The 23477-nt window shown below is 55.6% G+C and carries 23 protein-coding genes; 13 read left to right on the plus strand and 10 right to left on the minus strand.

Annotated elements, in window-relative coordinates; translation table 11 throughout:
- The first annotated feature begins 1 nt into the window (after position 1).
- From GY169_RS10460 to GY169_RS10475, 4 genes are read left to right on the plus strand one after another with little or no spacing between them, the layout of a single operon-like run.
- The gene (locus GY169_RS10460; RefSeq protein ID WP_163446163.1) at positions 2–781 is read left to right on the plus strand and encodes a PTS mannose/fructose/sorbose/N-acetylgalactosamine transporter subunit IIC; all 780 of its coding nucleotides are present in this window, start codon (positions 2–4) and stop codon (positions 779–781) included.
- A complete protein-coding gene (locus GY169_RS10465; protein ID WP_065356704.1) occupies positions 759–1610 on the plus strand; it encodes a PTS system mannose/fructose/sorbose family transporter subunit IID in 852 nt (283 codons plus the stop codon). The genes GY169_RS10460 and GY169_RS10465 overlap by 23 nt, the downstream gene beginning before the upstream one ends.
- 12 nt (positions 1611–1622) lie before the next feature.
- Entirely contained in the window at positions 1623–2684 is a 1062-nt protein-coding gene (locus tag GY169_RS10470) for an SIS domain-containing protein (RefSeq protein ID WP_167575707.1), read from the plus strand.
- Positions 2685–2701: 17 nt separating this feature from the next.
- A complete protein-coding gene (locus GY169_RS10475) occupies positions 2702–3712 on the plus strand; it encodes an SIS domain-containing protein (RefSeq protein WP_167575708.1) in 1011 nt (336 codons plus the stop codon).
- A 42-nt stretch (positions 3713–3754) separates the two neighbouring features.
- Here the strand turns inward: GY169_RS10475 and dauA are convergent, their stop codons facing one another.
- From dauA to lolB, 4 genes are all read right to left on the minus strand, one after another.
- On the minus strand, positions 3755–5443 hold the full coding sequence (gene dauA, locus GY169_RS10480) for a C4-dicarboxylic acid transporter DauA (protein ID WP_263406859.1): 1689 nt from the start codon (positions 5441–5443) through the stop codon (positions 3755–3757).
- A gap of 123 nt (positions 5444–5566) precedes the next feature.
- A complete protein-coding gene (gene prs, locus GY169_RS10485; RefSeq protein WP_003856663.1) occupies positions 5567–6514 on the minus strand; it encodes a ribose-phosphate diphosphokinase in 948 nt (315 codons plus the stop codon).
- A gap of 205 nt (positions 6515–6719) precedes the next feature.
- Positions 6720–7571, minus strand: a complete 852-nt coding sequence (gene ispE, locus GY169_RS10490; RefSeq protein WP_167575709.1) for a 4-(cytidine 5'-diphospho)-2-C-methyl-D-erythritol kinase — start codon at positions 7569–7571, stop codon at positions 6720–6722.
- Positions 7568–8185: a lipoprotein insertase outer membrane protein LolB gene (lolB, locus tag GY169_RS10495; protein ID WP_167575710.1), complete on the minus strand. Its 618-nt coding sequence runs from the start codon at positions 8183–8185 to the stop codon at positions 7568–7570. Before lolB ends, ispE begins: the two co-directional genes overlap by 4 nt.
- Positions 8186–8391: 206 nt before the next feature.
- Between lolB and hemA the strand changes: the two genes are divergently transcribed.
- The 6 genes from hemA to kdsA are packed head-to-tail and all read left to right on the plus strand — an operon-like array spanning position 8392 to position 13725.
- Positions 8392–9648: a glutamyl-tRNA reductase gene (hemA, locus tag GY169_RS10500; RefSeq protein ID WP_065356699.1), complete on the plus strand. Its 1257-nt coding sequence runs from the start codon at positions 8392–8394 to the stop codon at positions 9646–9648.
- Positions 9649–9683: 35 nt separating this feature from the next.
- Positions 9684–10766: a peptide chain release factor 1 gene (gene prfA / locus GY169_RS10505; RefSeq protein WP_163446160.1), complete on the plus strand. Its 1083-nt coding sequence runs from the start codon at positions 9684–9686 to the stop codon at positions 10764–10766.
- Complete coding sequence (gene prmC, locus GY169_RS10510) at positions 10766–11617, plus strand: peptide chain release factor N(5)-glutamine methyltransferase (RefSeq protein WP_167577285.1); 852 nt, start codon at positions 10766–10768, stop codon at positions 11615–11617. Before prfA ends, prmC begins: the two co-directional genes overlap by 1 nt.
- Positions 11614–12006: a SirB2 family protein gene (locus GY169_RS10515; RefSeq protein ID WP_167575711.1), complete on the plus strand. Its 393-nt coding sequence runs from the start codon at positions 11614–11616 to the stop codon at positions 12004–12006. The genes prmC and GY169_RS10515 overlap by 4 nt, the downstream gene beginning before the upstream one ends.
- Positions 12007–12009: 3 nt before the next feature.
- Positions 12010–12819 carry an invasion regulator SirB1 gene (gene sirB1, locus GY169_RS10520; protein WP_065356697.1) on the plus strand — a complete coding sequence of 270 codons (810 nt, stop codon included), beginning with the start codon at positions 12010–12012 and terminating at the stop codon, positions 12817–12819.
- 51 nt (positions 12820–12870) lie between these two features.
- The gene (gene kdsA, locus GY169_RS10525) at positions 12871–13725 is read left to right on the plus strand and encodes a 3-deoxy-8-phosphooctulonate synthase (protein ID WP_065356696.1); all 855 of its coding nucleotides are present in this window, start codon (positions 12871–12873) and stop codon (positions 13723–13725) included.
- A 141-nt stretch (positions 13726–13866) separates the two neighbouring features.
- Here kdsA and GY169_RS10530 read toward each other — a convergent pair whose 3' ends face one another.
- On the minus strand, positions 13867–13974 hold the full coding sequence (locus GY169_RS10530) for a type I toxin-antitoxin system toxin Ldr family protein (protein WP_167575712.1): 108 nt from the start codon (positions 13972–13974) through the stop codon (positions 13867–13869).
- A 310-nt stretch (positions 13975–14284) separates the two neighbouring features.
- Positions 14285–15385, minus strand: coding sequence for a sodium-potassium/proton antiporter ChaA (chaA, locus tag GY169_RS10535; RefSeq protein ID WP_064544973.1), 1101 nt, complete (start codon positions 15383–15385; stop codon positions 14285–14287).
- Between the two features lie 364 nt (positions 15386–15749).
- On the opposite strand from chaA, the gene GY169_RS10540 reads away from it, so the two are divergent.
- Positions 15750–16430, plus strand: coding sequence for a gamma-glutamylcyclotransferase (locus GY169_RS10540; protein ID WP_163448671.1), 681 nt, complete (start codon positions 15750–15752; stop codon positions 16428–16430).
- Positions 16431–16476: 46 nt separating this feature from the next.
- On the opposite strand, the gene GY169_RS10545 is transcribed toward GY169_RS10540, so the two are convergent.
- Positions 16477–16722, minus strand: coding sequence for a DUF1883 domain-containing protein (locus GY169_RS10545; protein ID WP_064544976.1), 246 nt, complete (start codon positions 16720–16722; stop codon positions 16477–16479).
- Between the two features lie 245 nt (positions 16723–16967).
- A complete protein-coding gene (locus tag GY169_RS10550; RefSeq protein WP_163448670.1) occupies positions 16968–17321 on the minus strand; it encodes a DsrE/DsrF/TusD sulfur relay family protein in 354 nt (117 codons plus the stop codon).
- Between the two features lie 396 nt (positions 17322–17717).
- Here GY169_RS10550 and GY169_RS10555 point away from each other — a divergent pair, with 396 nt between their 5' ends.
- On the plus strand, positions 17718–19109 hold the full coding sequence (locus tag GY169_RS10555) for a YchO/YchP family invasin (protein ID WP_167575713.1): 1392 nt from the start codon (positions 17718–17720) through the stop codon (positions 19107–19109).
- 43 nt (positions 19110–19152) lie between these two features.
- On the opposite strand, the gene narL is transcribed toward GY169_RS10555, so the two are convergent.
- Together narL and narX are read right to left on the minus strand one after the other, a co-directional pair.
- Positions 19153–19803 (minus strand): two-component system response regulator NarL, encoded by a 651-nt coding sequence (narL, locus tag GY169_RS10560; protein WP_065356687.1) that lies wholly within the window; start codon positions 19801–19803, stop codon positions 19153–19155.
- A complete protein-coding gene (gene narX / locus GY169_RS10565; protein ID WP_167575714.1) occupies positions 19796–21595 on the minus strand; it encodes a nitrate/nitrite two-component system sensor histidine kinase NarX in 1800 nt (599 codons plus the stop codon). Before narX ends, narL begins: the two co-directional genes overlap by 8 nt.
- A 310-nt stretch (positions 21596–21905) precedes the next feature.
- Between narX and GY169_RS10570 the strand changes: the two genes are divergently transcribed.
- The gene (locus tag GY169_RS10570) at positions 21906–23297 is read left to right on the plus strand and encodes a NarK family nitrate/nitrite MFS transporter (RefSeq protein WP_163448665.1); all 1392 of its coding nucleotides are present in this window, start codon (positions 21906–21908) and stop codon (positions 23295–23297) included.
- Positions 23298–23477 lie beyond the last annotated feature (180 nt).

Genomic DNA, 23477 nt, shown 5'->3' on the forward strand with positions numbered 1-23477 from the left:
TATGGTAGAGGCTCTGTTACTCGGTCTGGTGGCGTTTATCGCGCAATCAGAATACGCGATGGGAACATCGCTCATTTCGCGGCCCATCGTCACCGGCCTGCTGACCGGATTAGTACTGGGGGATGTGCAAACCGGCGTCATCATGGGGGCTACGCTGGAGCTGGCGTTTATTGGCTCTTTCTCGGTGGGCGCATCGATTCCGCCCGATGTGGTCACTGGCGGCATACTCGGCGTGGCGTTCGCGATTACCTCCGGTGCGGGCACGGAGACGGCGCTGCTACTGGGCCTGCCGATTGCCACCCTGACGCTGATTTTGAAAAACGTCTACCTGGGGATGTTTATTCCCTGGCTCAGTCAGAAGGCCGATGGTTATGCCGAAGAAGCGGATACGCGCGGTATTGAGCGTATGCACCTGATTGCCGGATTCGGGCTGTCGTTAATGTTGGCGACGGTGGTCACGGTATCGTTTCTTGTCGGCAGTAACGCGGTGAAATCGCTGCTGGACGCGATCCCGGAATTTATTAAACACGGGCTCAGCGTGGCGACCGGCATTATTCCGGCGCTCGGCTTCGCAATGCTGGCCAGATTGCTGATTAATAAGAAAGTCGCGCCGTACTTTTTCCTCGGCTTTGTGTTGATGGCCTATCTGAAAATCCCGGTGACCGGTATTGCCATTCTGGGCGCGATTGTCGCGGTAGTGATGGTTAACGTCACTGCATTGAACTCACCCCGTACGACGACAGAACAAGGAGTCAGCGATGACGACGAAGATGATTTCTGAAGAGAATCTCGCGCCTCAGGAACAGGATGACACGCGCATCACGCCGCGCGACCTACGCCGGGTATTCTGGCGCTCTTTCCAGATGGAGTTCTCGTGGAACTACGAGCGGCAGATGAATCTCGCCTTCGTTTATGCGTTGATTCCGGTGTTGAAAAAACTCTATCCACGTAAAGAGGAGCTGGCTGGGGCGCTAAAACGGCATCTGGTGTTTTTCAATACCACGCCGCATATCGTCACCCTGTTGCTGGGAATTACCACGGCGATGGAGGAGAAAAATAGCCAGCAGAACAAGATGGACGCCAGCGCGATTGATAACGTAAAAGCGTCGCTGATGGGACCGCTTGCCGGGCTGGGAGACTCTTTCTTTTGGGGAACGCTGCGGCTGATCGCCACCGGCATCGGCACCAGTCTGGCGCTGAAGGGCAACATCCTTGGGCCAATTTTATTTCTGCTGGTGTTCAACGTGCCGCACATCCTGGTGCGCTGGTTCTTCACTCGCTGGGGTTACGTACTGGGGACAGGTGTGCTGCAGCGGATCCAGAAAAGCGGAATGATGGAAAGCCTGACCTACGGGGCGTCGATTATCGGCCTGATGGTGGTAGGGGCGATGACTGCCTCAATGATTGATATCACCATTCCCATCTCTTTTGGTGCCGGGGAGGCGAAAACCCAGGTGCAGGACATTATCAACGACATTATGCCTTGTCTGCTGCCGCTGGTGAGTTTTGGCATTGTCTACTGGCTGCTGGGGCGAAAGGTCAAACCGCTCACGATTATTGGCGGGATGGCGCTGGTGGGCATTGCTGGATCGTGGATTGGATTGTTTTAACGGGAGATGAATATGGTACCCACAATGATGACGTATATCCGCGAGGAACCTGAATGCCTGGCGCAGATCATCCGCGACTATCGGCAAAATCTGGCGGCAATTGAAACATTTGCCCGCCAGCATCCGGTACGCCGAATTCTGCTGTTGGCTACCGGGTCGTCACTGAATGCCGCGCTGTGCGCACGCTATTTCTTCGAGCAACGCTTCGGCCTGCTGGTGGAGATTAAAGAGCCGTATAACTTTACCCACTATGAAATGATTGACCCGCATACCGATCTGGTGGTGGCGATTTCACAAAGCGGAAAAAGCGCGTCAACGCTGGAGGCGATGCGTAAGGTACAGGCGGCGAAGCTTCCTGTATTCGCGCTCACCTCTGATCCGCAAAGCCCGATTGCGAAGGCGTGTGACGGCGTTCTGGATATCAATACCGGTATTGAGAGCGTGGGCTTCGTTACCCGAGGTTTTAGCGCGACGGTATTGAATTTGTTGCTGATGGCCCTGTTGATTGCCCGAGGTCAGGGGAAAGCCAGCGCTGATGAAGAACGGCATTATCTCGCGGAACTGCGGCGGTTGGCGGCGGCAATCCCGGCGGCGATAACCCGTACCTCGCACTTTATCGAGCGGCACAGCGCGACGCTGCGCGACGGCGAGCGTTTTGTCGCCATCGGCTATGGGGCGCTGGTGGGCGTGGCCAAAGAGTGTGAAACCAAATTCACCGAGACGGTGCGCGTCCCTTCCAGCGGTTTCGAGCTCGAGGCCTATATGCACGGCCCTTATCTGGAGGCCAATGCCCGCCACATCATGCTGTTTATGGAAGACCAGCCGGATGAACGCAGCCGGGCGCTGCGCGACTACATGACGCCGTCTGTCGCGCAGGCTTTCACGCTGACGCTCAACGACGAGGAGGATGAGCATACTCTGGCGCTGAACTGCCCGTGTGAACATCATCTGGCGCCGCTTCTGCTGGTGGTGCCGATCCAGATGCTGGCCTGGCATATCGCCGGACTTAAAGGTATCGACCTGGGAAAACGTATTTTTAACGACTTCGATCGCGTATTAAAAAGTAAAATCTGATTATTCAGGAGAAAACTATGTTGGGTTTTAATCAGGACGAGTACCTGACCAGTGCTCGCGAGATCATTGCTGCGCGCAAACAGGCGGAAGCCGTCGCCGATGATATTTATCAGAGTGGCTGTAGCGCATTATTTTTTGCCTCAGTAGGCGGTTCTTTGGCGCCAATGATGGCGATTAATGAATTTGCTAAACAATTAACCGACGTGCCGGTTTATCTTGAACAGGCAGCGGAATTGATCCATCACGGGCATAAGAAATTAACCAAAGACGCGGTGGTCGTGACCTTGTCTAAATCCGGTGATACGAAAGAATCGGTGGCGATTGCGGAATGGTGTAAGGGGCAAGGTATTCGCGTGGTCGCCATTACCCGGAATGCCGATTCACCATTAGCTGAGGCGGCGAAATGGCATATTCCGATGTGTCACAAAAACGGCGTAGAATATGAATATATGCTGCTCTACTGGTTATTTTTCCGCGTAATTTATCGTCATGGTGAGTTTGCGGATTATGAGCGCTTTGCCAGCCAGTTGGAATTATTGCCGGAAAATCTCTTACAGGCTAAACGGCAGTTTGATCCGCAGGCGGATAATATCGCTGCGCAGTATCATGACCGTGATTATATGATGTGGATCGGTGGAGCCGAGATGTGGGGGGAAGTTTACCTGTTCTCGATGTGTATCCTTGAAGAGATGCAGTGGAAGCGAACCAAATCAGTCAGCTCGGCGGAGTTTTTCCATGGCACTCTGGAACTGCTGGAGAAAGATGTTCCGCTGTTCCTGGTGAAAGGCGAGGGTAAATGCCGGGCACTGGATGAACGTGTTGAGCGCTTCGCGAAAAAGATAACCGATCATCTGGTAGTCATTGACCCACGCGACTATCCGCTAAACGGTATTGATGACGCTTTCCGTTGGATAATGGCACCGTGTGTCGTGTCAACGTTGCTGGTGGACAGACTGGCGGCCCACTTTGAACATCATACCGGGCACGACCTGAATATTCGCCGTTACTACCGGCAGTTCGATTACTAATGTGTCTGCGGCGGCCAGCGCTCTGGCCGCCGCAAATGTGACTCAGCGTTGTGAGACGTCTGCCAGCGCCGCGTCTTTATTCGGGAAGAAGGCCAGACGTCCTGGAATTGGCTGAATCCCGGCACGCGCCATGGTGCGCAGCGGCTGGAACTCGAGGTTAGATACGCGCAGTTCGCAGCCGTCAGGCAATTTTTTGACAAAGCGCTGGAAGGCATCCAGACCACCGGCATCCAGTACCGGCACTGCATCCCATTTCAGCACCACAATTCGCTTACCCGCAATCCGCGACTCCAGGTCGGTAAACAACCCTTCGGCGGCGGCAAAGAACAGCGGGCCAATCACCCGCAGCACCAGCACATCATCCGGGACGGTCACGTTGACCGCAGACAGTCGCGTCATGCGTGCAATGCGGCGCATAAACAGCAACGAAGCCAGCACGATGCCTACGCTAATGGCGATAACCATATCGAACAGCACGGTCAGCGACATACAGATAAGCATCACGATAATGTCGTCTTTCGGCGCTTTACGCAGCAGATAGACCACTTTGTGCGCCTCGCTCATGTTCCATGCCACCATCAGCAGCAGAGCAGCCATTGCTGACAGCGGCAGCCAGGAAAGCACGGGCGCGAGGATCAGCAGCGCCAGAATGACCAGAATGGCGTGGATCACCGCAGAAACCGGAGAGGTGGCTCCGGCGCGAACGTTGGCCGCCGAGCGGGCAATCGCGGCGGTGGCGGTAATCCCACCGAAGAACGGCGCCACAATGTTACCAAGACCCTGGCCGATCAGTTCGCTGTTGGCTTTATGTTTGGTGCCGGTCATACCGTCGAGCACCACCGCGCACAGCAGCGATTCAATCGCGCCGAGCATCGCCATGGAGAACGCGGCGGGCAGCAGCGCGTGCAGCGATTCCCAGCTCAGGGTGAAACTGGAGCCCGGCAGATCCCACGGCAGAACAAACTGTGGCAGCAGCTGCGGAATCCCGTTGCCCTGGGTACCGTCGGCCAGAATATAGTGGAACTGGGAGCCAATAGTGGCAACGTGGCCGCCGAGCAGATTGACAATCAGCATCACAAGGCAGCCGGCAATCAGCGCGGGCAGGTGGCCCGGAAGACGCAGTCCAAGACGCGGCCAGAGAATCAGCGTGCCGAGAGTGACAATACCAATTGCGGCATCACCAAAGTTAATGGTCGGCAGCGCCATCACCAGCGCGCCCACCTTCTGTAAATAGTGTTCAGGGACATGCGCCATCTGCAGACCGAGAAAATCCTTAATCTGCATGGTACCGATGGTAATACCGATCCCCGAGGTAAAACCGAGGGTCACTGACAGCGGAATGTATTCAATCAGGCGACCAAAACGGGCCAAGCCAAAGAGGATTAAAAACAGTCCCGAAAGCAGGGTGGCGACCAACAGGCCAGCCAGACCAAACTGCTGAGATACCGGGTAGAGTATGACCACAAAGGCGGCGGTTGGCCCGGAAACGCTGAAGCGCGAGCCCCCGGTCAGCGCGATAACGATCCCCGCGACGGCGGAGGTGTACAGGCCGTACTGCGGCGCGACGCCACTACCAATTGCCAGCGCCATCGCCAGCGGAATGGCGATAATACCGACGGTGATCCCGGCAATAAGGTCGCGCATAAAGCGGGCCGAGGTGTACTTTTCCTTCCAGCAAGCGTCAATCAGCGCGCGGAAAGGCATAACCTGGGGAGAGAGTAATTTATTCACAATACTGTTTCATCCATGAGCGCATCATCTGTCACGTGAATGGCAGTGAAGTTGGCATAAATCATACAAATAAACAATACAGACAAAAAAACCCGCCGCAGCGGGTTTTTTAACCAAATCCGATTAATGTTCGAACATGGCGGAGATAGATTCTTCGTTGCTGATACGACGAATCGCTTCGGCCAGCATCCCGGACAGGGTCAGGGTACGTACGTTTGGCAGCGCTTTGATCTCATCGCTTAACGGGATGGTATCGCAGACAACCACTTCGTCAATGACGGAGTTACGCAGGTTATTGACCGCATTGCCGGAGAAGATCGGGTGGGTTGCGTAAGCGAATACGCGTTTTGCACCGCGTTCTTTCAGCGCTTCTGCTGCTTTGCACAGCGTGCCGCCGGTATCGATCATGTCATCGACCAGCACGCAGTCACGACCGGCAACGTCGCCGATGATGTGCATAACCTGGGAAACGTTCGCACGCGGGCGACGTTTGTCGATGATAGCCATGTCGGTATCGTTCAGCAGCTTAGCGATAGCACGAGCGCGAACCACGCCGCCGATGTCCGGAGAAACCACGATCGGGTTGTCCAGGTTCAGCTGCAGCATATCTTCAAGCAGGATTGGGCTACCGAATACGTTATCCACCGGAACATCGAAGAAGCCCTGGATCTGTTCAGCGTGCAGGTCTACGGTCAGTACGCGGTCAACGCCAACGCTGGACAGGAAGTCAGCCACAACTTTAGCAGTGATAGGTACACGAGCAGAGCGAACGCGACGGTCCTGGCGAGCATAACCGAAGTAAGGGATAACGGCGGTGATACGGCCTGCGGAAGCACGGCGCAGGGCATCAACCATAACGACCAATTCCATCAGGTTGTCGTTAGTAGGGGCACAAGTGGACTGGATGATGAAAATATCACCACCGCGTACGTTTTCGTTGATTTGTACGCTGACTTCGCCGTCGCTAAAGCGACCTACAGCGGCGTCGCCGAGAGAAGTGTACAGGCGGTTGGCAATACGTTGTGCTAGTTCCGGGGTGGCGTTACCAGCAAAAAGCTTCATATCAGGCACGAGAAGAACCTCAGGCATGCGTCCAGTGGTGGATGAATCGGGCCGAAAACTGTGCGGGCCAGGCCGATTTCATCCAGGCGGTGTATTAAAGAGCGCGATGCAACGTCTGGAACAGGGTGACGTTGTCACCGGAGCTCAGTTTGCCCGGCAGGGTTACTCATCACCATTCTTCTTTCGTCAGCAGAACTGACGGAAACCGAATGATTCAGAGCAGGGCTTGCTTCAATGGAGAGAGGTTGACACCTTTCGCCACAAAGCCTTGCAACCATTCCGGGGCTTGCTCAAGCACCTGGCGGGCAGCGAGTTCCGTGTCGAATTCAGCAAAGACACAGGCTCCTGTTCCAGTCAGGCGCGACGGCGCGTATTCTAACAGCCAGGAAAGCACATCATCAACCTCGCGAAAACGTTTTCTTGCGATAACCTCGCAATCATTGCCGAATTCACAATTTAATAACGTTTCTATTGACCTGACCGGGGTATTTCGTGGCAGCTCCGGATCGCGAAAAATGATCGGCGTCGGGATGCTGACGCCCGGATGGGCCACCAGGTACCATTTTTCCGCCACGTCGACCGGCGTGAGCACTTCGCCAACGCCTTCGGCAAACGCAGCGTGGCCGCGAACAAACACCGGTACGTCGGCGCCCAGCGTCAGTCCGAGCGTCGCCAGCTCATCTTCCGGGAGCCCACACTGCCAGAGATGATTCAGCGCGACCAGCACGGTGGCCGCGTTTGACGAACCGCCACCGAGGCCGCCGCCCATGGGAAGGCGTTTCTCAATGCTGATATCGGCGCCGCTGCCTGCGGGCAAACGACCCGTTTCCGCTGCGGCTTTCATCAAAAGACGTGCAGCGCGGATAATCAGGTTCTCTTCATCCGGCACGCCTGCGACTGGAGTGAGCAGCCGCAGCTGCCCGTCGGTGCGTGGCGTAATCGTCAGCGTGTCGCCGTAGTCGAGAAACTGAAACAGCGTCTGCAGCGTGTGATAGCCATCAGGGCGCTGGCCGGTGATGTACAAAAACAGGTTCAGCTTTGCGGGAGAGGGCCAGGTGGTCGTCATTTGGCGATCCAGTTATCCATTTTCAGCTTGATGCGCTGGGACCCTTCGGTCAGTTCCATGTTAGACGGCAGCGCCGGCTGGGTTTTGCTGTCGTACCCGCTGTATACCACTTTCCAGGTCTTGCCGTTCTGGGTGTAGTTGAGTTCACTCAGGCGATACTGGTCGTCGAGCTTATAGTCGGTGGCGTCGCCCGGCAGGCCAAGGATCCACTGGCGCAGGCTGTTAAGCGGAATCGGCATGCCGGTCAGCTTGCCAATCATCTCTTCGCCGTCGGTGGCGGTATAGTGCTGGCCTTTGTTATCGGTCAGCTGCGCGGAGCCTGGCTGACCAACCAGCTCCAGCTCGGTGCTGCCCAGTGGGTTGGTCAGCAGCAGACGATAGTTGTCCTGACCGGTTTGCTGCCAGAAGAAGCGGGCATAGACTTTTTGCTGCTCGGACAGATAGGCAAACGCGCCGCGCGTCTGGTACTGGCTAAGCTGGCGCACTTCCTGCTGGTGCTGTTGCCACTGCGGCGAGGTCGGGCTTTTGCCTGGGCCTTTTGGCGCATTGACGGTACAGGCGGTAAGAACCAGTGCTGCTAAAGGCAGCAGACGAATCAGGCGAGGCAGGGCCATGATGACAATCCTTGATATGCGTTGCGATTATAACGCTTAATGCTAGCGTCGCTGGTGGGCAGCGTCTACGCTCAAGTTGTCTTAAATCATAAAATTAACCCGTAATACCTATTACTCCAAAAGGGGGCCGTCCCTTTTATTGATCTCGCGCATCCTGTATGATGCGCTCAGACTAACCTTATCAACGCTGGTACTACTCCCGCACAATGACCCTTTTAGCACTTGGCATTAACCACAAGACAGCCCCGGTAGCGCTGCGAGAACGCGTCACGTTTTCGCCAGACACGCTTGACCAGGCGCTGGAGAGCCTGCTGGCTCAGCCAATGGTGCAGGGGGGAGTGGTCCTGTCGACCTGTAACCGCACCGAACTCTATCTCAGCGTCGAAGAGCAGGATAACCTGCACGATGCCATCGTCCGCTGGTTGTGCGAATACCACGGGCTGAATGAAGAAGATCTGCGCCAGAGCCTGTACTGGCACCAGGATAACGACGCCGTCAGCCACCTGATGCGCGTCGCCAGCGGCCTTGATTCGCTGGTACTGGGCGAACCGCAGATTTTAGGCCAGGTCAAAAAAGCGTTTGCCGATTCCAGCCGCGGCCATCTGCACGCCAGCGAGCTGGAACGCATGTTCCAGAAATCATTTTCGGTCGCCAAACGCGTGCGTACAGAAACGGATATCGGCGCCAGCGCGGTGTCGGTGGCGTTCGCCGCCTGTACCCTGGCGCGACAAATTTTCGAATCTCTCTCCACGGTGACTGTGTTACTGGTTGGCGCGGGAGAAACCATCGAGCTTGTCGCGCGCCATCTGCGCGAACACCACGTGCAAAAAATGCTGATTGCCAACCGTACCCGCGAACGCGCACAGCTGTTGGCCGATGAAGTGGGCGCGGAAGTCATTGCGCTTAGCGACGTTGACGAGCGCCTTAAAGAGGCCGATATCATTATCAGTTCAACCGCCAGCCCGCTGCCGATTATCGGTAAAGGCATGGTGGAGCGCGCGTTGAAGGCGCGTCGCAATCAACCGATGTTGCTGGTGGATATCGCCGTACCGCGCGACGTAGAGCCGGAAGTGGGGAAACTCGCTAACGCCTATCTCTACAGTGTGGACGATCTGCAAAACATTATTCAGCATAACCTCGCGCAGCGTAAGGCCGCCGCGGTGCAGGCTGAAACCATCGTTGAGCAGGAAACCAGCGAGTTTATGGCCTGGCTGCGCGCGCAAAGCGCCAGCGAAATCATCCGTGATTATCGCTCCCAGGCGGAAACGGCGCGTGAAGAACTCACCGCTAAGGCGATGGCCGCGCTCGAACAGGGCGGCGATCCGCAGGTCATCATGCAGGATCTGGCGCGGAAATTAACCAATCGCCTGATCCACGCGCCAACCAAATCTCTTCAGCAGGCTGCCCGTGACGGGGATGACGAACGCCTGCATATTCTGCGCAACAGCCTCGGGCTGGAGTAGCACAACTCTATTTATAACAAGGTGCATTTACGCCAATGAAGCCTTCTATTGTTGCTAAACTGGAAGCTCTCTACGAGCGCCATGAGGAAGTTCAGGCGCTGCTTGGAGACGCAGCAACTATTGCCGATCAGGACCGTTTCCGTGCGTTGTCCCGCGAATACGCACAGCTGGGCGATGTGGCCCGCTGCTACACCGACTGGCGTCAGGTTCAGGAAGATATCGAAACCGCGCAGATGATGCTCGACGACCCGGAAATGCGCGAAATGGCGCAGGAAGAACTGCAGGAAGCCAAAGCTAAAGAAGAACAGCTGGAACAACAGCTGCAGGTGCTGTTGCTGCCGCGTGACCCGGACGACGAACGTAATGCCTTCATCGAAGTGCGCGCCGGGACCGGCGGTGATGAAGCAGCGCTGTTTGCCGGCGACCTGTTCCGTATGTATACCCGCTATGCTGAATCACGCCGCTGGCGCGTTGAGATCATGAGCGCCAGCGAAGGCGAGCACGGTGGCTTTAAAGAAGTGATCGCCAAAATCAGCGGTGAAGGCGTGTATGGCCGTCTGAAGTTTGAATCCGGTGGTCACCGCGTGCAGCGCGTACCGGCTACCGAATCTCAGGGGCGTATCCATACCTCCGCCTGTACGGTCGCGGTATTGCCCGAAGTGCCGGAGGCCGAGCTGCCGGATATCAACCCGGCGGATCTGCGCATTGATACCTTCCGCTCCTCCGGCGCGGGCGGTCAGCACGTTAACACCACCGATTCCGCTATCCGTATTACCCACTTGCCTACGGGGATTGTGGTGGAGTGTCAGGATGAACGTTCTCAGCATAAAAACAAAGCGAAAGCGATGTCGGTGCTGGGCTCGCGTATCCGTGCGGCGGAAATTGCCCGTCGTCAGCAGGCGGAAGCCTCCGAGCGCCGTAACCTGCTGGGCAGCGGCGATCGCAGCGACCGTAACCGCACCTATAACTTCCCGCAGGGACGCGTTACCGACCACCGCATCAACCTGACGCTCTATCGTCTGGACGAGGCGATGGAAGGTAAGCTTGATATGCTGATCGAGCCTATCGTGCAGGAATATCAGGCTGACCAGCTGGCTGCGCTGTCCGAGCAGGAATGATGACCTGGAGAGAGTGGCTGCAACAGGCGATAGCGGCGCTTCAGGGGGGCGAGAGCCCTCGTCGCGACGCCGAGATCCTGTTGGGGCATGTTACCGGCAAATCGCGCACCCAGGTTCTGGCCTTTGATGAGACCGAGCTAAGCGCCGCGCAGGTGGACACGCTGGCGGCGCTGCTGTCACGGCGTCAACGCGGCGAGCCGGTCGCGCACCTGGTGGGCACGCGTGAGTTCTGGTCGCTGCCGCTGTTTGTCTCCCCGGCGACGCTGATCCCGCGCCCGGACACTGAGTGTCTGGTGGAGCAGGCGCTCGCCCGTCTGCCGCAGACGCCGTGCCGTATTCTTGATTTGGGCACCGGCACCGGCGCGGTCGCGCTGGCGTTAGCCAGTGAGCGTCCTGACTGTCAGGTGACCGCCGTCGACTTTATTGCCGATGCCGTCGCCCTGGCGCAGCGCAATGCCGTTCATCTGGCTATCAACAATATTACGATTGTGCAAAGCGACTGGTTCAGTGCGCTGGACGACCAACGTTTTGCAATGATCGTCAGCAACCCGCCGTATATCGACGAGCAGGATGAACACCTGTCTCAGGGTGACGTGCGTTTTGAGCCCAAAACCGCGCTGGTGGCAGCCGATCAGGGGCTTGCCGACCTGGCCCATATTATTTCGCAAGGCCGCGCCTGGCTTGAACCCGGCGGTTATATGCTGCTGGAGCATGGCTGGAAGCAGGGCGCCGCGGTGCGTGAATTGTTTAGCGCAGCAGGCTATCGGCAGGCGCAAACCTGCTGCGACTACGGCGACAACGATCGTCTGACGCTTGCGCAGTGGCACGGATATTCGGAGGCGCAGGCGTGAATTTGTTCCAGTTCGTGCTCTATTTACATATCGCGTCGGCGATTTTCTCCGCCTCATTTTTTGCGCTGCGTTACTGGTGGATGCACCAGCGTAGCGCCTTGTTTGACGCGCGTTGGGTGCGTGTGCTGCCGCATTGCGTTGACAGCACGCTGTTGCTCAGCGGCGTGGCGCTAATGGTGATGACGCGCTATTACCCCTTCACTGAAGAGGGGGGATGGCTGACGGAGAAACTGTTTGGCGTTATCATTTACATCTTTTTAGGGTTTGTCGCGCTTGGACGTCGTCGTCCGCGCAGCCAGCAGAGCGGGTTTGTCGCGTTTTTGCTGGCGCTGATGGTGTTGTGCATCATCGTTAAACTCGCCATCACTAAGGTTCCGCTGTTGGGGTAAGGTATGAAGTCACTGGCTGATTTTGAATTTAATAAAGCGCCGCTGTGCGATGGCATGATCCTTATTTCCGAATTGATTCGTGATGATTTCCCGTCGCAGAAGGTGCGCGAGCAGCTTGATTGTCTGTTGGCGCTGGCGCGTGAAGAGATTAGCCCTTCCTGGACGCTGACGCGTCAGATGGAGCGTCTGATTGAACTGTTTTACCACGAATGGAATTTTGGTGATTCCTCCGGCGTGTATCGTCTGTCCGACGCGCTGTGGCTCGATCAGGTCCTGAAGAATCGTCAGGGCAGCGCCGTGGCGCTGGGGGCCATTGTATTGTGGATTGCGGCTCAGCTCGACATCCCGGTCGTGCCGGTGATTTTCCCGACCCAACTGCTGCTGCGTGCTGATGTCGACAGCGAAGAGCTATGGCTGATTAACCCGTTTAATGGCGATACCCTCGATGAGCACACGCTTGAAGTCTGGCTGAAGGGGAATATCAGCCCGATGGCGGAACTGTTTAACGAAGACCTCGATGAAGCAGATAACGCAGAGGTAGTGCGTAAACTGCTCGATACGCTGAAATCGGCATTGATGGAAGAGCGGCAGATGGAGCTGGCGCTGCGCACCAGCGAAGCGCTGCTGCAGTTTAACCCGGAAGATCCGTATGAAATTCGCGACCGCGGGCTGATTTATGCCCAGCTGGAGTGCGAGCATATTGCACTGAACGATTTGAACTATTTCGTTGAACAATGTCCGGAAGACCCGATCAGCGAAATGATTCGTGCGCAGATTAATACCATCTCGCACAAACAAATAACTCTTCACTAAACGGTAATAACCTCGGTTATAATCGCGGAAATACCCTAACAAGGCGATCTTATGAAAGAAAAAGTGGTTAGCATTGGTGATATCAAGGTAGCAAACGATCTGCCGTTTGTTCTGTTCGGCGGCATGAACGTGCTGGAATCACGCGACCTGGCGATGCGTATTTGCGAACACTACGTGACCGTGACCCAGAAGCTGGGCATTCCTTACGTATTTAAAGCTTCATTTGATAAAGCCAACCGTTCTTCTATCCATTCCTACCGTGGTCCAGGTCTGGAAGAGGGGATGAAGATTTTCCAGGAACTGAAGCAAACTTTCGGCGTTAAGATTATCACTGACGTCCACGAAGCCAGCCAGGCGCAGCCGGTTGCCGATGTGGTTGACGTGATCCAGCTGCCGGCGTTCCTCGCTCGTCAGACCGATCTGGTAGAAGCGATGGCGAAAACCGGCGCGGTTATCAACGTCAAGAAGCCGCAGTTCGTCAGCCCGGGTCAAATGGGCAACATCGTTGACAAATTCATTGAAGGCGGCAACGACAAAGTGATTCTGTGCGACCGTGGTTCCAACTTCGGTTACGACAACCTGGTTGTCGATATGCTGGGCTTTGGTGTGATGAAAAAAGCGTCCAACAACTCCCCGGTTATCTTCGACGTGACTCACTCTCTGCAGTGCCGTGACCCGTTTGGCGCAGCAAGCGGTGGTCGTCGCGCACAGGTTACCGAGCTGGCCCGTGCCGGTATGGCGGTAGGGATCGCGGGTCTGTTTATTGAAGCGCATCCGGATCCGGACCACGCACGCTGTGACGGCCCGTCCGCGCTGCCGCTGGACAAACTGGAACCGTTCCTGAAGCAGATGAAAGCCATCGACGACCTGGTGAAAGGGTTCGACGAACTGGATACCAGCAAGTAAGTTTTGCTACTGCATTGAAAAGCCGGGCCGTTTATCGCGGTCCGGCTTTTTTTATGGCCGCAAAAAAGGCCGCAGGCTGTTACCCCTGCGGCCCGTTTCGGGCGCACGTTGCCATTACGGCAGCCTGACGCCCTCAGTGCGTTACTTCCTGTTACGCCACCCGCTCACAATCGCTGCGGTGATGATCCCCGCAATGACAGGAGCGGCAAGATCGTGCCAGAAAGCGACGCCAAACTGCGCGAGCGTCATATAGCCGCCTCTATTGTAATAACAACGGTTCGCGGCTATTCTTGAAGGGTCTGGTTTCAAGATAGCCCCCCGTTATGCTGTCAGGTTTACGCCTCTCAACGTGCGGGGGTGTTTCTATCCAGCAACCTATGCCGCCAGGGATCAAGCCCCCGCAACATTGCGCCTCACCGGAGCAACTCCGGCTTAGCGCAGATTCTACGTGTACATCCTGAACCACTTCACTTAGCGAACGCGCGCGATGCGTGAGGCGTTCCAGCTTTTCTGCGCGCGTTGCATTCTATTAGCCGTATACTCGCGTCGGCTCGCAATATCAGGCAAATATCGTCATCAGATAGGCGGCAAACAGCGCCAGGTGTGCCGCGCCGTTCAGTACATTGGTGCGTCCGGTGGAGAATGAGATGTGGCACAGAATTAACGACGCGACCATCACGATCATCTCCGGCATTCCCAGACCAAACATCAGGTCGTTGCCGGTCATAAAGGCGATCAGCGTGACGACCGGTACCGTCAGGGAGATGGTTGCCAATACTGAACCAAAGAACAGATTCATGGCGCGCTGAACCTGGTTGTTCAACACCGCCTTCAGTGCGCCCAGCCCTTCCGGCGAGAGAATCAGCAGCGCCACCAGGAAGCCAGTAAAGGCCACTGGCGCGTTCATGCTGGTCAGCAGCGTCTCCAGCGGGTTAGCATTCATTTTGGTGACTGCAATCACCGCCACCAGATGGACAACCAGCCAGATCGCGTGCCACATGCTGCTGTGCGCCGAAGGCTTACCGTGGTGCGGGTCATCATCATCGCTGTCATCTTCGTGCTCGTAGACAAACAGACTCTGGTGGGTTTTGGTTTGAATTAACAAGAATACGCCATACATCGCGGCGGAGATCAGCGCTACCAGCAGCGATTGGCCGATCGTGAAATTGGCGCCCGGCAGTGAGGTCGGGAATACCAGCACAATAATGGCCAGCGGAAACAGCGCAATTAAATACTGTTTAATACCGAAAAGATTCATATATTGCGTGGCAAATTTACGTCCGCCAAGCAATAACGAGAAACCGACCAGGCCGCCGGTGACAATCATGATGATGGAATAGAGTGTATCGCGCATAAGCGTTGGCGCGGCGTCGCCGGTGGCCATCAGTGCGGATATCAGGCTGACTTCCAGAATAACAACGGAAAGGCTTAAAATCAGAGAGCCATAGGGCTCGCCAAGGCGGTGGGCTAATACGTCCGCGTGGCGGACTACGCTAAATGCGCTGCTAAGAATGCCGACCAGCGCTAAGGCATTGATGGCAATAACCACTGGCAATGACTGACTGCTTCCCCAGAAGAACAGGATTGCCAGCGCCACCACCGGGAAAATGAGCGACGTCTCCTTGTGGCGAGTTTTCACCGCCTCATGTGCGTGAGTCATGTGTTTCTCCATGTATGCAGGTATTTATAATTATAGAAAAATTAAGTGACGTAAATTAACAAATTTTTCGACCTGGAATGCGATCTTTTACTAAAGTTTACCTGTGAGGCCATTTTTCATTAAAGATGGCTATAATATAAATTATTGGTCAAATATCTATTAAATAACAGCATATTGATGCACGGATTTCCCTATTTTTACCATCGGTGAAATCCTCGTAATAGCCCGAACGCCCCGGGAGACAAATTGCATCCCGGGTCATAAAGCTGGATAATATTTCGTCAACGACAGCTCCGGATGTCGCCATTCGTTCCCTTGAGGGCGCATGTGTTGCAGGGAAGAGAAGTGGTGGTGGAGGTTTAAAGTGTTAACGCGTGATTTCTTGATGAAGGCGGATTGTACAACGGCGTTTGGCGCAATAGAGGAATCGCTGCTCTGGTCCGCTGAACAGCGCGCGGCATCGCTGGCGGCGACGCTGGCCTGTCGTCCGGATAATGGTCCGGTCTGGATTTTTGGCTACGGTTCGCTGATGTGGAACCCGGCTCTCAACTACAGCGAGTCGGTCACCGGCACCCTCATCGGCTGGCATCGGGCGTTTTGTTTGCGGCTGACAGCGGGGCGCGGAAGCGCCTGCCAGCCGGGGCGGATGCTGGCGTTGAAAGAGGGCGGACGTACCACCGGCGTGGCCTATCGTCTGCCGGATGACGAAATTGAAAATGAGCTGTCGCTGCTGTGGAAGCGCGAGATGATTACCGGTTGCTATCTGCCGACCTGGTGTCGGTTGAGCCTTGACGATGGGCGTACGGTGAATGCGCTGGTGTTTATTATGGATCCCCGTCATCCGCTGTATGAGTCTGACACCAGTGTACAGGTGATTGCACCGCTGATTGCCCGTGCCAGTGGCCCGTTAGGAACCAACGCGCAGTATCTGTTCTCGCTGGAGCAGGAGCTGCAAAAGCTGGGCATGCCGGATGATGGTTTAGATGAGCTGATTAATAAAGTGCGTGTCCTGGTCAGTGGCGTGAACCCGCCGGGGCTGGCATAAGCGCAAAAAGCGGAAACCCCGGAAGTGCGTGCTTCCGGGGACATTATCAGGCTGCGACGTAGCTGATAGAGTGCTCAAGCGACTGGCTGTGGCTATCAATCAGTACATTCCAGGTGCCGCTATAGGGCACGGTGAGATACGCTTTTTCTTCGTTTTGTACGCTCAGAATATCGGCGCCATGATTGCTGGCGCTCTTTTGGGTGCTCATTAAATGAATGTGGCAACGCTCAGAGCAACGCACCACCACCGTATCCCCGCCAAATAATGTCAAACTTGCCTTTACCATCACCAAAATACCCCGCTGCCATGAGTCAACGCGTTCCCTGCGACCAAATCCTGCCTGTGATGTTGTTCACAATTCACTCATCGCATAACACCAAACACCGCGTGCATTGATGCTGATTTTGATCAAAAAATGCCGTAACGCTTCAACAAAAATGACAAAATCCCTGAATCCTTTCAGCCTTCGTGACATTCATACGCAAAATGTGGCAGAGGTAACACAATATCCTCCAAAAGCAGGTAAAAGCGGCAAAATCAGAAGGTCAATACTTTATCTGCGGCCAGGGTCCACTGTGCCAGCTCAACCAGGGTGCCAATCTCCACGCCATCGATCAGCGGCAGGGAGGTCATACCGCGCCCGTCGGTGCAGGTTTTACACAGCTTCACCGGCACGCCCTGAGCGGTGAGGATCTCCAACATCTGCTGGATGTTGTAGCCTTCAGCCGGTTTTTGCCCACGCAGACCGGCAGTCACGGCATCCGACATTAAAAACAGCTGCAGGTGAAGGTCGCTCTGCTGTTCGCGCAGCGCGATGGCAAGGCGCAGGCTGTTAAACAGCGATTCGCTGCCGTAGGCAGCTCCGTTAGCGATAATGACAATACGTTGCATCTGAACTCCTTAATCAACTTCATGAAGATAGAGATCATCCTCTACCGGGTGTGCAAATGATACACCCGACACCGCAGGGGCTTGAAACGGTGGTGAAAAAATTGTGTGGAGCTGTTTCAACACAGGCGAAAAAAGCATCGTGGAAGCCATTGAAAAACAAGGCTGCTCAGCGGTCGACGAAGGAGGGAAATGCCTGAAAAGCAGGACAAACTGCGGTTTCTGTATGCCATAACTCTCAAGTGCTGCTGGCCGGCGTAACGTGTAAAACGGTGATTTCATCGTCTTTCAGTCTATTCCTGGAATGCGGCGTGAAAGCTGAAGAATGAGGGGGATGGGGGTAAACTACAGGTTTGGGTGGGTGACATCTGACCCCCATTCGTTGCTGGCTATGAGGTTGTGGTTTTGTCTTTGCGTTTTTATTCGGCATTTCTCGTCCTGCTGGTGCTGACCAGCGGCAGCGCGCGGGCGCGGCAGAACTTTGTTGAAGAGGCGAAACATCCTTTCGATAATCTGCCGGATCTCGGCATCGCGCCGGAAAATCGCGAGGGCGAAAAACAGTTTGCTGAAATGGTGAAGTCTTTTGGCGAAGCCAGCATGACCGATAACGGCCTGGACACCGGCGAACAGGCGCGGCTTTTTGCGCTCACGCAGGTGCAGGAGAAGCTGAATAGCGAAGTGAACCAACAACTGGGTAGCTGGCTCTCGCCCTGGGGCAATACGGATTTTCAGATGCTGGTGGATGAGAAGGGTAAGTTTACCGGTAGTCACGGCAGTTGGTTTGTGCCGTTGCAGGACAACACCCGCTATCTCACCTGGACCCAGATAGGGTTAAGCCAACAGGATGAAGGAACGGTAGGGAACCTCGGCGTCGGCCAGCGTTGGGTCGCCGGGCGATGGTTGCTGGGCTATAACACCTTTTACGATAGCCTGTTGGGTGATGATCTCAACCGTGGCGGCGTTGGCGCGGAGGCCTGGGGTGAAAATCTGCGCTTTTCAGCCAACTACTACCATCCGCTTCATGCCTGGGAAAACAGCGGCACGACGCTACAACAGCGTATGGCGCGTGGCTACGACGTTACCGCACAGGCCTGGATCCCCGCCTGGAACCACATTAATACCAGCCTGAGCGTGGAGCAGTACTTCGGCGATAGTGTCGATCTGTTCCGCAGCGGTACGGGGTACCATAACCCGGTCGCGGTTTCGCTTGGCCTTAACTATACCCCCATTCCACTTCTTACCTTTAGCGCTCAGCACAAGCAGGGAGAGAGCGGGGTGAATCAAAACAATCTTGGCATGAAGGTGAATTTCCGCTTCGGTGTACCGCTGAAAAAGCAGTTAGCGGCTGATGAAGTGGCGCAAACGCGCACCCTGCGCGGCAGCCGCTATGATGCGCCAGAGCGCAATAGTTTGCCGGTGATGGAGTATCGGCAGCGTAAGAGTCTGACGGTCTATCTGGCGACGCCGCCGTGGAACCTGAGCAGCTATGAAACGGTCGAGCTTAAACTTCAGATACACGACGAGTACGGCGTGAAATCGCTGACCTGGCAAGGTGATACTACCGCGCTCAGCCTGACGCCGCCGGCGTCGAATAACAGCACCGACGGGTGGAGCATCATTATGCCCGCGTGGGATTATACCCAAGGCGCCAGCAATACCTGGCATCTGTCGGTGGTGGTGGAAGATAAGAAGGGGCAGCGTGTTACCTCCAATGAGATCACGCTGGCGTTGACCGAGCCGGTCGTCAGCTTTGCGCCGATGGAAAATGGCTGGTCGGGCATGACGCCTTAATTGTGCGTGACAGGAGCTGTCACGACAATTAAGGAGCGGGCAGTCAGAAAATACGTTCCTGATGCACCCAGACCGCGGCTTCAACGCGCGATTTCAGCTTCATTTTCTTCAGCATATGCTTCACGTGCACCTTGACGGTGCTTTCGGTGATGTCCAGGCGACGAGCGATCATCTTATTCGGCAGGCCTTGAGCGATCAGTTTCAGAATATCGCGTTCGCGTGGCGTCAGCTGGTTGATGTCACGATCTGAAGTGGCGCGGTTGGCGCGCAGGCTGGCAGCCAGAACCGGGGTTAATGCTTCGCTCAGAACCATTTCGCCCGCGGCGGCCTGCTGCAGGGCTTTCAGCAGGTCTTCCGGCTCCATATCTTTTAGCAGATAGCCGTCAGCGCCGCGTTTGAGCGCAGTGACGACGTCTTCTTCATGGTTAGAAACGCTGAAAACCACCACGCGGCCAGAGAGTGATTTTTCGCGCAGCTTGTCGAGGGTTTCCAGACCGTTCATGCCGGGCATGTTGAGATCGAGCAAAATCAGATCCGGATCGAGCGCTTCTGCCAGTTCAATGCCTTGCTCGCCGTTGCTGGCTTCGCCCACAACCTGTATATCCGATGCCATACTGACCAGCTGTTTTACGCCAGTACGCAGCATGGGATGATCGTCAATTAGCAGGATGGTAGCCCGTTCCTGATTACTCATGGATTTCTCCTTGGAAAGTTGAAAGCGATTTTTCAGGGATAAACGAGACCACGACTTCAGTACCGCCGCTTTCACGGCGACGAACCTGGCAATCGCCACGCAGGCTCTGCGCGCGGTCACGCATAATAATAAGACCATAATGGTTGCTGCGTTCAGCGTGCAGCGGCACACCGCAGCCGTTATCCGCCACCACCAGTTTGACCTGATTACCCTGTTGGGTAACGGTCACCTTCACGTCGCTGGCCTGTGAATGCTTCAGCGCATTGCTGAGTGCCTCACGGGCAATTTGCAGCACGTGAATGGCCTGATGCGACGGGACGTAGCGCGGCGGTAGCTGATAGTCCAGCTGGACCGGGAAACCAAAGTGTTTGCTGTATTCCAGACAACTGGACTCCAGTGCCGGGCGCAGACCCGACTCGGTCAGCTTCAGGCGGAAAGTGGTCAGCAGCTCGCGCAGTTGCGCCCACGAGGTGTTTAGCTCGTTACGGACCTGGCCAAGCAGTTCGCGGCTTTCTGCGGACGACTGTTCGTTCTGCATCATTTGCAGACAGCTGACCTGCATTTTCATGCATGAGAGCGATTGGGCGATGGAGTCGTGCAGCTCGCGGGCAATGGTGGCGCGCTCTTCCATAACGATGAGCTGCTGCTGGCGCTCCAGCTGTTTATCCAACGCCAGCGTTGAGGTTAGTTGTTCGAGCAGCGTGTCGACCAATTGCTGCTGATCGTGGCTCAGCTCGCGACCATGGGGCAGGGTGGCCAGCAGAATGCCATACTGATTGCGCGGGTCGGTAAGACGCCATTTGAGCGTCGCGCCTTCGGTCGCCGACATATCAACGTCCCGTGGACACAGGTAACAGCCTTTATCGTCGCATTCCCAGCCTGAATGGCAGCTAAATTCCTGGTGGTTCTCTTCATCTTCAGTGTCGTAGACCCGCACTTCAATTTCCCGTAGCGGCGTCAGCTGTTGCAGGCCGTTCAATACCGGCGAAATACGCTCGCACAGCGGTGCGCTGCTGTGTAGCCGGCGGTTCGCCTGCCACAGGAAGGAGAGTATGGCATTCTTCTGCTCCAGACCGGCGGTTTTTTCCTGCACCCGGCGTTCCAGCGATGCATAGCTTTCGGCCAGTTCGGCAGACATGTTGTTCAGCGCCATGCCCAGAGTTGCCATTTCATTACGTCCGCCGATCTGCGCGCGATAGGTAAAATCACGATGACTGATGGCTTCCGCCATCCGCAGAAGCTGACGCCACGGATGCAGCAGGCGTGTACGTAGCCAGAAGACGGTGAAAATAAACAGCACGGCCATGAAAAAAGCCATCAGGCGGTGCATCCACACCACGTGAGAGATGCGCTCTTCGGTGGTGTGATCGAAAACGGTGACTAACTGATTAATGCGGTCGACGAAGCCCGAGACATCGGCATTCACTTCATCCTGGCTTTGTGCGCCGCGAATGTCGGGCGCCAGATGATTCAGCCAGTACTGTTGTAGCGCTTTGAGCTGTGCCACCTGGCCATCACGTTCTGCCGCCAGCTGTAGCTCCGGGCTGAAGACGGTTTTTTGCATTTCATCAAACAAGGGCTGGTCGTGCTCTTGCACGGGAATGGCCGCCAGCAGACGGTAGCTCTGCATACGCAGAGAGCCTGCCTGGTTAATGGCGTGCGCGCTGCCCTGGACGCCGTTGACCAGGCGTGCGGAAATCATCATGCTGGCCACCCCGATGAGGGTAGAGAGCAGGACGATGAGGGCCAGTTGATTCACCAGCGTGAGTGGTGTAAAAAAGCGTCTAAACATTGTGCGTTACAGCTCCTGACGGAAGGCTCTCCGGCGAGTGGCGTTATTTTCGACTATCGCCTGGAGTATACCCATACCCCCAAGGAGTTACTCCTTTATTTCCATAATAGTAAAGGTGCCGGGGGGAGAGGGGTAGCAACGTAACAGCCGTGTGATAAAACAGGTTTTTTTAGACAGAAAAGACTACTCCCTAAGGATGATGCTGTTTTTTTGCCCATTCTGTAGCCCACTTTTCCTTTGATTTATATCAACTTACCTCGTGGTGTAAACCCTAATGTGGCGAGGTTGATATTAATAATCAGAGGTGTCTATGAGTCACTCCACTGCCCCGGAAAGGGCAACCGGCGCTGTCATTACCGACTGGCGTCCGGAAGATCCGGCATTCTGGCAGGAACGCGGTCATCGCGTTGCAAGCCGGAACCTGTGGATTTCAGTACCGTGCTTGCTGCTGGCTTTCTGCGTATGGATGTTGTTCAGCGCTGTTGCGGTCAATTTACCAAAAGTGGGCTTCCAGTTTACGACCGACCAACTGTTCATGCTGACGGCGCTGCCGTCTGTGTCAGGGGCGCTGCTACGCGTGCCGTATTCCTTCATGGTGCCGATGTTTGGCGGCCGTCGCTGGACAGCGTTCAGCACCGGGATCTTAATCATTCCATGCGTATGGCTCGGTTTTGCGGTGCAGGATACCTCTACGCCGTTTAGTATCTTTATCATCATCTCTCTGCTGTGCGGCTTTGCCGGCGCAAACTTTGCGTCCAGCATGGCTAACATCAGCTTCTTCTTCCCGAAACAGAAGCAGGGCGGTGCGCTGGGCCTGAACGGTGGACTGGGTAACATGGGCGTAAGCGTTATGCAGCTGGTGGCTCCACTGGCGATTTCGCTGTCTATCTTCGCCGCCTTTGGTAGCCAGGGCGTCCAGCAGCCGGACGGTTCAGAGCTGTTCCTGGCGAACGCTGCATGGATCTGGGTGCCGTTCCTGGCCATTTTCACCCTTGCGGCCTGGTTTGGTATGAACGAGCTGGCGACCTCTAAAGCATCGCTGAAAGAACAGCTGCCGGTACTGAAACGTGGTCACCTGTGGATCATGAGCCTGCTGTATCTGGCAACCTTCGGTTCGTTTATCGGTTTCTCCGCCGGTTTTGCCATGCTGTCGAAAACCCAGTTCCCGGACATTCAGATTCTGCACTACGCCTTCTTCGGGCCGTTTATCGGCGCGCTGGCGCGTTCTGCGGGCGGGGCTATCTCCGACCGCCTGGGCGGGACTCGCGTGACGCTGATTAACTTTATCCTGATGGCGGTATTTAGCGCGCTGCTGTTTATGACCCTGCCAACCAACGGCGTGGGCGGTAACTTCATCGCCTTCTACGTAGTCTTCCTGGCGTTGTTCCTGACGGCCGGTCTGGGCAGCGGTTCCACCTTCCAGATGATTTCCGTGATCTTCCGTAAGCTGACGATGGATCGCGTGAAAGCCGAAGGCGGTTCCGACGAGAAAGCAATGCGCGAAGCGGCCACCGATACGGCGGCAGCGCTGGGCTTTATCTCGGCGATTGGCGCTATCGGCGGCTTCTTTATTCCGAAAGCGTTCGGTACCTCGCTGGATTTAACCGGCTCACCGGCTGGCGCAATGAAGGTGTTCCTTGTGTTCTATATTGTTTGTGTGGTGGTGACCTGGGCAGTATATGGTCGCAAAGCGAAAAAATAACGCTTAACGTTATTTAAAAATAAAGGCGCGAGTTTTCGCGCCTTTATTACATTCCGGGTTAGTTACAACATACTATTGGTGTTACGACGATTTTGGCAGCGTGCCAAAGTGGGCTTAGCAGGAGGGGAACGCGACTCTACCCCTTAATACCAGATGGCTCCTTTTTTACAGACTGAAACA

The sequence above is a fragment of the Kluyvera genomosp. 3 genome, from assembly GCF_011765685.1.
Lineage (GTDB): Bacteria > Pseudomonadota > Gammaproteobacteria > Enterobacterales > Enterobacteriaceae > Kluyvera > Kluyvera georgiana_A.